This window comes from Micromonospora phytophila (genome assembly GCF_023656545.1).
Taxonomy (GTDB): domain Bacteria; phylum Actinomycetota; class Actinomycetes; order Mycobacteriales; family Micromonosporaceae; genus Micromonospora; species Micromonospora phytophila.
Genome location: NZ_JAMOKF010000249.1, coordinates 1 through 8253 on the forward strand (window position 1 = coordinate 1; position 8253 = coordinate 8253).

General features: G+C 75.0%; 10 protein-coding genes and 1 pseudogene. 10 read left to right on the top strand and 1 reads right to left on the bottom strand.

Features of this window, described 5'->3' with window-relative positions:
• Window positions 1-115 precede the first annotated feature (115 nt).
• The 6 genes from folB (at window position 116) to NCC78_RS23315 (ending at window position 3826) form a co-directional block, all read left to right on the top strand.
• A complete protein-coding gene (folB, locus tag NCC78_RS23290; protein ID WP_250797055.1) occupies window positions 116-481 on the top strand; it encodes a dihydroneopterin aldolase in 366 nt (121 codons plus the stop codon).
• A complete protein-coding gene (folK, locus tag NCC78_RS23295) occupies window positions 478-1005 on the top strand; it encodes a 2-amino-4-hydroxy-6-hydroxymethyldihydropteridine diphosphokinase (protein WP_250797056.1) in 528 nt (175 codons plus the stop codon). Before folB ends, folK begins: the two co-directional genes overlap by 4 nt.
• A 19-nt stretch (window positions 1006-1024) precedes the next feature.
• Window positions 1025-1567: a DUF3180 domain-containing protein gene (locus NCC78_RS23300; protein WP_250797057.1), complete on the top strand. Its 543-nt coding sequence runs from the start codon at window positions 1025-1027 to the stop codon at window positions 1565-1567.
• 119 nt (window positions 1568-1686) lie between these two features.
• A complete protein-coding gene (locus tag NCC78_RS23305; protein ID WP_250797058.1) occupies window positions 1687-2895 on the top strand; it encodes an ABC transporter permease in 1209 nt (402 codons plus the stop codon).
• A gap of 55 nt (window positions 2896-2950) precedes the next feature.
• Window positions 2951-3262, top strand: a complete 312-nt coding sequence (locus NCC78_RS23310) for a hypothetical protein (protein ID WP_250797059.1) — start codon at window positions 2951-2953, stop codon at window positions 3260-3262.
• Window positions 3263-3325: 63 nt separating this feature from the next.
• Complete coding sequence (locus NCC78_RS23315) at window positions 3326-3826, top strand: hypothetical protein (RefSeq protein ID WP_250797061.1); 501 nt, start codon at window positions 3326-3328, stop codon at window positions 3824-3826.
• A gap of 135 nt (window positions 3827-3961) precedes the next feature.
• Here NCC78_RS23315 and NCC78_RS23320 read toward each other — a convergent pair whose 3' ends face one another.
• A complete protein-coding gene (locus NCC78_RS23320; protein WP_250797063.1) occupies window positions 3962-4963 on the bottom strand; it encodes an ABC transporter ATP-binding protein in 1002 nt (333 codons plus the stop codon).
• 2 nt (window positions 4964-4965) lie between these two features.
• On the opposite strand from NCC78_RS23320, the gene NCC78_RS23325 reads away from it, so the two are divergent.
• The 4 genes and pseudogenes from NCC78_RS23325 to NCC78_RS23340 form a co-directional block, all read left to right on the top strand.
• Window positions 4966-5655: an ABC transporter permease gene (locus tag NCC78_RS23325; protein ID WP_250797065.1), complete on the top strand. Its 690-nt coding sequence runs from the start codon at window positions 4966-4968 to the stop codon at window positions 5653-5655.
• A complete protein-coding gene (locus NCC78_RS23330) occupies window positions 5652-6374 on the top strand; it encodes an ABC transporter permease (protein ID WP_250797066.1) in 723 nt (240 codons plus the stop codon). Before NCC78_RS23325 ends, NCC78_RS23330 begins: the two co-directional genes overlap by 4 nt.
• A 300-nt stretch (window positions 6375-6674) precedes the next feature.
• On the top strand, window positions 6675-7679 hold the full coding sequence (locus tag NCC78_RS23335) for a glycine betaine ABC transporter substrate-binding protein (RefSeq protein ID WP_250797068.1): 1005 nt from the start codon (window positions 6675-6677) through the stop codon (window positions 7677-7679).
• A 185-nt stretch (window positions 7680-7864) separates the two neighbouring features.
• Window positions 7865-8253 (top strand): annotated as a pseudogene (locus NCC78_RS23340) (hypothetical protein); the annotation flags it as partial.

Here is an 8253-nt window from a genome sequence, read left to right on the forward strand (position 1 = left end):
TCCCGGCGACCGCCGGCGCCACCCCCGGGCCGGCCGCCGCCACCCAGGCCCCCACCGGCGCGGTGGCGGGCGCCGGCCGGGGCGACCGGACCACCGGGGACGACGGAGGAGAGCGATGACCGACCGGATCCAGCTGACCGGCCTGCGGGCGCACGGCCGGCACGGGGTGTACGACTTCGAGCGCGAACAGGGGCAGGACTTCGTCGTCGACGCCGTCCTGGAGCTGGACCTCGCCCCGGCCGCGCGGTCGGACGAGGTGGCCGACACCGTCCACTACGGCGAGCTGGCCGAGCGGCTGGTCGCGGTGGTGACCGGCGAACCGGTCAACCTGATCGAGACGCTCGCCGACCGGCTGCTGACTATCTGCCTGGCCGACCCCCGGGTCACCACCGCCACGGTCACCGTGCACAAGCCGGAGGCCCCGGTCCCGCACGTCTTCACCGACGTGGCCGTCACGATGACCCGGACGCGTGCCCGGTGACCCGGGCGGTGCTCTCCCTGGGCAGCAACCTGGGTGACCGGCTGGGCCACCTCCGGTGTGCCGTGTCGACGCTCGGCGACGCCATGCTGGTGGTGTCCGGGGTCTACGAGACTCCACCGTGGGGAGACCCGGACCAGCCCGCGTACCTCAACGCGGTGCTGCTGGTCCAGGACTCCGCCGCGACCCCGTACGACTGGCTGGAGCGGGCCCGGGCGGCGGAGCGCGCGGCCGGCCGGACGCGCGACCCGCAGCGGCGCTTCGGGCCCCGCACCCTGGACGTCGACGTCGTCGCCGTCTGGGGCGACGACGACGAGCCGGTGCTCAGCGACGACCCCGAGCTGACCCTCCCGCACCCCCGCGCCCACCTGCGGGCCTTCGTGCTGCGGCCGTGGATCGACATCCAGCCGTACGGGCGGCTGCCCGGGCACGGTTGGCTGACCGACCTGCTCAACGCCGACCCGGTCGCCGCCGACGCCCTGGAACTGCGCCCCCGGCCCGATCTGGCGTTAGAGTCGACGGCATGACCCAGTGGAGCCGGCCGGCATGACGCAGGCGCAGTCCCCACGTCCCGGCGGGACGGGCCCCGACCGGTTCCGGATGGGCCCCACCCGGATCTCGACCCTGCTGGTGGCCGGCCTCGCCGCCGCCGCGGTGGCCTGGCTGCTGATCAGCACCCTCTACTACGACTACCTGCCCGACCTGCCCTGGCTGCCGGTGGTCACCCTGGCCGCGCTCGCCGTGCTCGAGGCGTACGCCGCGGCCAACACCCGGGGGCGGATCGAGCGCCGGCCGGGCCGCGAACCGGTCAACCCGCTGCTGGTCGCCCGGTTCGTGGTGCTGGCGAAGGCCTCGGCCCTGGCCGGGGCGATCTTCGCCGGCTTCTACGCCGGGCTGACCGCGTGGCTCTTCGTGGAGCGCACGGACGCCGCCATGGCAGACCGGCCCATCGCCGGCGCGGGCCTGCTCGCCTCGGCGGCCCTGGTGGCGGCGGCGTTGTGGCTGGAGCGCTCCTGCCGCGTGCCCGAGCAGGAGGACGACGAGGACCGCGAGCCCGGCGACCGGGAGAGCCGCCCCGGCCCGCGCTGATCCGGGGGTTACGCCCGGCTCTCCGCGCAGGTACGGTGCCTGCGACCGGAGAGCAACGGCCGCCCCGGTCCGCCCGCGCGCGTCGGACCTGGACGAGCGGCCACGTGGGAGGCGGCGTCATGGGGTACGACGAACCGGGGCGGGCCTCGTCCGCCGAGCCCTCGTCGGGGGTGCCGGCCACCGTCCTCGAGAACGTTTTCGACGACCCCGCGCACGGTGAGCCCGGTCGGGACCGGCTGGCCGTGCACGTCGCCTGGGAGGCGGTGCTCCTCGTCGGGCTGGCCGTCCTCGCGTACCTGGTGTGGCGGGAGAGCCCGGCCACGTTGCGCGGCGACGGCCTGCGCTCCCTGCTGCTGGACATGGTGGTGCTCGGGCTGCTGGCGCTGGCCGCCGGGCTGAGCCTGCGTACCGCGGCGGTGAACCTGGCGATCGGCCCGGTGGCGGTCGCCGCCGCGCTGCACATGGCCGAGCAGGGCGACCGCGGGGTGGCGGCCGCCGTCGGCCCGGCCGCCGTGGTAGCCGCGCTCGGCGGGCTGGCCCTCGCGCTGACCGTCGTGGTGCTGCACGTGCCCGGCTGGGCGGCGGGTCTCGCCGGCGCGGCCGGGGTGATCGTGTACATCGAACAGCGCTCCGCGCCTGTGCTGCCGCAGGGCGACTACGACCCGGACCGCGCCGCGCTCCAGCTCTTCGCCGGGTTCGCGGCCGTCGCGGTGCTCGGCGGGCTGTTCAGCTCGATGCGGGCGGTCCGCCGGCTGGTCGGCCGGTTCCGTCCGGTGGCCGACCCGGCCCGCCGCCGGGGCCTGGTGGCGGCGGTGGTCACCGGTGCCTCGCTCGTCGGCTCCACCGTGCTGGCCATGCTGGCCGGGGTGCTCCTCGCCACCAACGACGCCGGGCCGGTGACGCCCGAGGCCGGGCTGGACTGGACGGTGCTGGCGGTGGGCGTCGCGCTGCTCGCCGGGACCAGCGCCTACGGCCGGCGGGGTGGTGTCTTCGGCACCCTGCTGGCGGTCTGCCTGGTCGCCCTCTTCCTCGCGTACGCGCAGGCCGAGGGCTGGACGGTGAGTCGGTGGGCGGTCGGCGGGGCCGCGCTCGGGGTCGGGCTGGTGGTCACCCGGCTGGTCGAGGCGTACGGCCGGCCGGGCGCGGCGGCGGAGCCGCTCCCGGCCGGTGACGGCCGGATCAGCACGGGCTGGACGGTGCCCCGGCCGGGTCCGGTCGACAACTGGCCGCCGGCCGTGCCGGCGCAGTCGACCGACAGCCCCGTGGACCCCTGGGGTGTCCCGCAGTGGGAGACCCGGCCGCACGGATGGGACGCCGACGACCGGTGAGCCCGGTGCCGCGTCCATCGAGCCGGGAGTGATCTCGCCCGTTAGGCTCGGCGGCATGACCGACACACCATCTGCCTCCGCCGCCGGCCGGTCGTTCGAGGAGCTCGACACGCTCTCCACTGAGGAGCTGCGGGAGCGGGCGTTCGCGGTCGCCCGGGAGCGCCGCGACGTGGGTTTCTTCTGGTCGGTGCTGCGCCACCTGCCGAACGCGGACGAGGCCGCCGTGCTCGACGGCGCGCCGAACTCGATCGGACCGATCATCGACGAGGCCAACGCGCTGTGGCGGGAGCTGACCGGTCACGGCTACGAGGAGTCGGAGCCGCTGCTGCGGGCCGCCTTCATCGACTACCTGGTGAAGCACGCGTAGGCGACGGTGACCGGCGGCGCCGGGAAGGTTTGCCCCCTGCCGCCCGCCGGGAAATGAACGATCATGGCGCTCTCCAACCGGCCGCGGACCACCGGCGGCTACGGGACCGCGGCGGGCACGGGCGCGCTCGCCGCGCTCATCCTGGTCGCCGTCTGCGGCAGCCCGGCGTACGTCGGTTGGGCCGCGGGGCACACCGACGTGGACTCCGCCGGCGGGTGGTTCCTGCGCCTGCTCGCCTGGCCGGCCTGGCGGTTCGACGGTGGCGGGGAGACCGGCGGGCTGCTCGCCACCAACCTGCGGGCCGTCCTGCTGGTGATCCTCGCGGCCGTCTTCCTCTACCTGCTGCCCGCCTCGCAGGTGGCCCGGGTGCAGGGCTCGGCGAGCCAGTTCTTCTCCGGCTGGGCCGCGTACGTCCTGGCCGGCGGGTTCGCCGCGCTGCTCGCCGCCTTCCTCGGCCCCGACCCGTCGCTGCTGGCCGCGATGCAGGCGGCCGGCACCGGGGCCACGTACGGCTTCCTCTCCGGCTGGATCATCGGCACCGCCAGCCTCGGCGGCCGGGCCTGATCCCGCCACCGCCGCCTGATCCCGCCACCGCTCTCTGACCCGCCACCGCCCCGGTGGCTGGCGCCCGGACCGCCGGGGGGTGGCCCGACACGACCGGCGGGCGGGCCAGGGTCCGGCGGGCGGGGCGCGGCCGGGTCAGCGGTCGGAGCTGCCGAGTTCGAGCAGCCGCGTCCGGCTGAGCACGCCGACGGGCCGTCCCCCGTCGGTCACCACGACCCGGTCGGCCGCCGAGGTCAGCAGCATCCCCAGCGCGTCGTACGCCGATCCGCCCAGCGCCACCGCCGGCAGTTCGGCGACCCCCGAGGCGGGCAGCGGTTCGACCGCCTCCCGGGTGACCGGCGTGACCGCCAGCCGGCGGATGCCCCGGTCGGCGCCGACGAACTCGCGGACGAAGGGTGTGGCGGGGGCGCCGAGCAGGGCGGCTGGGGTGTCGTACTGCTCCAGGTGGCCGCCCTGGGAGAGCACCGCGATCCGGTCGCCGAGCCGGACCGCCTCGTCCAGGTCGTGGGTGACCAGCACGATCGTCTTGCGCACCTCGGCCTGCAACCGGAGGAACTCCTCCTGCAACCGGGTGCGGACGATCGGGTCCACGGCGGAGAACGGCTCGTCCATCAGCAGCACCACCGGGTCGGCGGCGAGCGCCCGGGCCACCCCGACGCGCTGGCGCTGACCGCCGGAGAGCTCGTGCGGGTAGCGCCGGCCGAACTGCGCCGGGTCGAGGCCGACCAGCTCCAGCAGCTCGTCGACCCGCTGGCGGCGGCGCTCCCGGGGCCAGCCGAGCAGCTGGGGCACGGTGGCGACGTTGGCGCTGACCGTCTGGTGGGGGAAGAGCCCGACGTTCTGGATCACGTAGCCGATCCGGCGGCGCAGCCCGACCGGGTCCACCCGGGTGACGTCCTCGCCGTCGAGGAGGATCCGACCGCCGGTCGGCTCGATCAGCCGGTTGACCATGCGCAGCACCGTGGACTTGCCGCAGCCGGACGGGCCGATCAGCACCACCAGCTCGCCGGCGGTGATGTCCAGGCTCAGTTCGCGGACCGCCTCGGTGCCGTCCGGGTAGCGCTTGCTGATGCCTTCCAACGTGATCGAGGCGGCGCGCGGCCCTCCGGGGCCGGCGGTCTCCGGGGTAACGTCCACACATGTCCTTCCGCCTGAGCTACCGGGCCGACCCGGGTAACCCGTGGTTCTCCTGGCAGTACGTGCGGGACAACTCTGACACGATCCTCGCAGCCGTGCGGGAGCACGCCTCGTTGACGGCCCGGGCGGTGCTGATCGCCGCCCTGGTCGCCCTGCCGTTGGCCGTGGCCGCGTACTGGTTCCGCTCGCTGGCCGGGCCGATCCTGGCGTTCACCGGGGTGCTCTACACGATCCCGTCGCTGGCGCTCTTCGCGTTCGTCGCCCCCTACCTGGGCATCGGGGCGGTGACCGTGCTCAGCGTGGTGGTCCTCTACGCGCTGCTGGTGATCGTCCGCAACGCGGTCGCCGGGCTCAACCAGGTGCCTCCCGAGGTCCGCGAGGCGGCCGAGGGGATGGGTTACGGCCGCTGGGGCCGGCTGTTCCGGATCGAGCTGCCGCTGGCCCTGCCGGGCATCCTCACCGGGCTGCGGCTGGCCACGGTCTCCACGGTGGCCCTGGTGACCGTCGGCGTGGTGATCGGGCGCGGTGGCCTCGGGCAGCTCATCTTCGCCGGCTTCCAGAACAACTTCTACAAGGCGCAGATCATGACCGGGACGCTGCTCTGCGTCCTGCTCGCCCTGGCGCTCGACGTGGTCCTCGCCGGGGTCGGCCGCCTGCTGACCCCCTGGCTCCGGCGCGGGAGCGCCGCGTGAACCCGGTTGAGGCGGCCGTGCGCTGGCTGAACGACCCGCTGAACTGGACCAACCCGGGTGGTGTCCTGGACCGGCTCGGCGAGCACCTGTCGATGTCGGCGGCGGCGGTGGCGCTGGGCTGCCTGATCGCCTGGCCGATCGGGCTCTGGCTGGGGCACACCGGCCGGGGCGGCGGCCTGGTGGTGCTGGTCGCCAACGTCACGCTCGCCATCCCGACGCTCGCCCTGCTTACCATCCTGCCGCTGACCTTCCTCGGCTTCGGCCGGCCGTCGGTGGTGGCCGCGCTGGCGGTCTTCGCGGTGCCGCCGCTGCTGGCCAACGCGTACACGGGGGTGCGGCAGGCCGATCCGGAGGCCCGGGACGCGGCGCGGGGGATGGGTTTCTCCGGCTGGCAGCTGCTGCGCCGGGTCGAGCTGCCGCTGGCGGTGCCCTACCTGGCGGCCGGGTTCCGGACGGCGGCGGTGCAGGTGGTGGCCACCGCCGCGCTGGCGTCCTTCGTCAACGGCGGCGGTCTGGGGCAGATCATCCGCGCCGGCTTCGGGTTGGACATCGCCGCCGGCGGCGGTCAGATCCTCGCCGGCGGAGCGCTGGTGGCCGGGCTCGCCGTCCTGGTGGAGCTGGTGCTGGCCCTGGTCGAGCGGGTGGCCACCCCGCGTCCGCTGCGGGCCGGCCGCCGCCGGGCGAACCGCCGGGCGGCCGACGCGGTGGCCGGCGGCTGAGCGGTCGCACCACGCCTGCGAACCGTCCGTGGCGGCGACGCCGGGCATCAGGCGACCTCGGATGTGGCACCCGGCGACGGCGACGCCGCCGGCCGGGGACCGCTCGGACAGCGGGCGTGGGACCGGCTCGGCGGGGAAGCCACCTCGCGGTGACGATCCGGTGACAAACCTCGCGCCAGGTTGTCGGACCCGTGGGGAAGATGTTGGGTGGGAACTCGCGGGTGACCGAGGAAGACGATCGCCCGTCGGACACGCGGCCGGCCCGGGGGGGTCGCGCCGGGACACGGAAGGCGGGCAATCATGCGCGCACGTACACGCCTGGCGATCGGTGCGGTGGGAGCCCTCACCGCCGCCGGGCTGCTCACCGGGTGCGGTGACGCCGGCTCGTCCGGCACCGACGCGCCCCAGCAGGGCGCCTCCGGGGCCGGTTGCGCCCCGGTCGCCGGCGACCGGCTCGTCGTCCTCGACGACGACAAGAAGCTCCAGAACACCGACAACATCATCCCGGCGGTCAACGCCGACGCGGCCAACCCGCAGCTCGTCGCGGCGCTCGACAAGGTCTCCGCGGCGCTGGACACGCCGAAGCTGATCCAGCTCAACAAGGCCGTCGACGTGGACCGCAAGACGCCGGAGGTGGCCGCGAAGGAGTTCGCCGCCGCCAACGGCGTCACCGCCGGCATCGCCAAGGGCCCCGGCGGCGAGATCGTGGTGGGCGCCGGCAACTTCAGCGAGAGCCAGACCCTCGCCGAGCTCTACAAGATCACGCTGACCGCCGCCGGCTACCAGGTCAAGGTGCAGCAGATCGGCAACCGCGAGCTCTACGAGCCGGCGCTGGAGAAGGGCGAGATCCAGGTCGTCCCGGAGTACGCCGCGACCATGGCGGAGTTCCTCAACACCAAGGCCAACGGGCAGAACGCCCAGCCGGTCTCCTCGCCGGAGCTGGAGAAGACCGTCACCGCGCTCAAGGCCGCCGGGGACAAGGTGGGCATCGCCTTCGGGGCGCCCGCCGCCGCCCAGGACCAGAACGCCTTCGCCGTGACCAAGGCCTTCGCCGACAAGTACGGCGTCGGCACGCTCTCCGAGCTGGCCGCCAAGTGCTCCGGCCAGGCCACCGTGCTGGCCGGTCCGCCGGAGTGCCCGCAGCGGCCGAAGTGCCAGGCCGGCCTCGTCGAGGTCTACGACTTCAAGGCCGGCTCGTTCAGCTCGCTGGACGCGGGTGGCCCGCAGACCAAGAACGCGTTGAAGACCGGCGCCGCCAGCGTCGGCCTGGTCTTCTCCTCGGACGGCGCGCTCGCCACCGGCTGATCCCCGGCCGACCGGGTCGCCGGTCGGATGATCCTGACGCCGGCCGGTCGGCGGTGGCCCCGCGCCACCGACGGCCGGCCGCCGTCGTCCCACCGGGCCGCCGGGAAGTTGACTCGCGGGTAACCGGGGCGGACGGCGCTTCCGGCCGTTCCCAGGCAGGGCAACTCTCGGTAGGCTGCACACCCATGCCCGCCCCGGTTGTCTCCGCCGACACGCGCAATCCGTCCCTGCTCAACGTGCTCTTCTGGATCGGCGTGGCCCTGGCGCCGGTGGCGGCCCTGATCCTGCTGGTCGCCGACGGCAACGGCCCCCTGCGCTTCGCCGCCGTCCTCGCCATCCTGGCCGTGGTCCTGATCGGCCTGTCGATCGCGTTGCGCGCCGACGGTGGCGGGTCGACCCGGGAAGAGGAGTTGCTGGACGAGATCGACCAGCTTCGCCGGGAGTTGCGCGGGGAGATCGTGGCCGCCGCCCAGCGCGGCAACCAGGCGCTCGACCAGGCGCAGCGGGCCCAGGAGGCCGTCGCCGCGCTGCGCCACCGGCTCGACGTCGGGGGTGCCGCGCCGGCCGGCGGCGA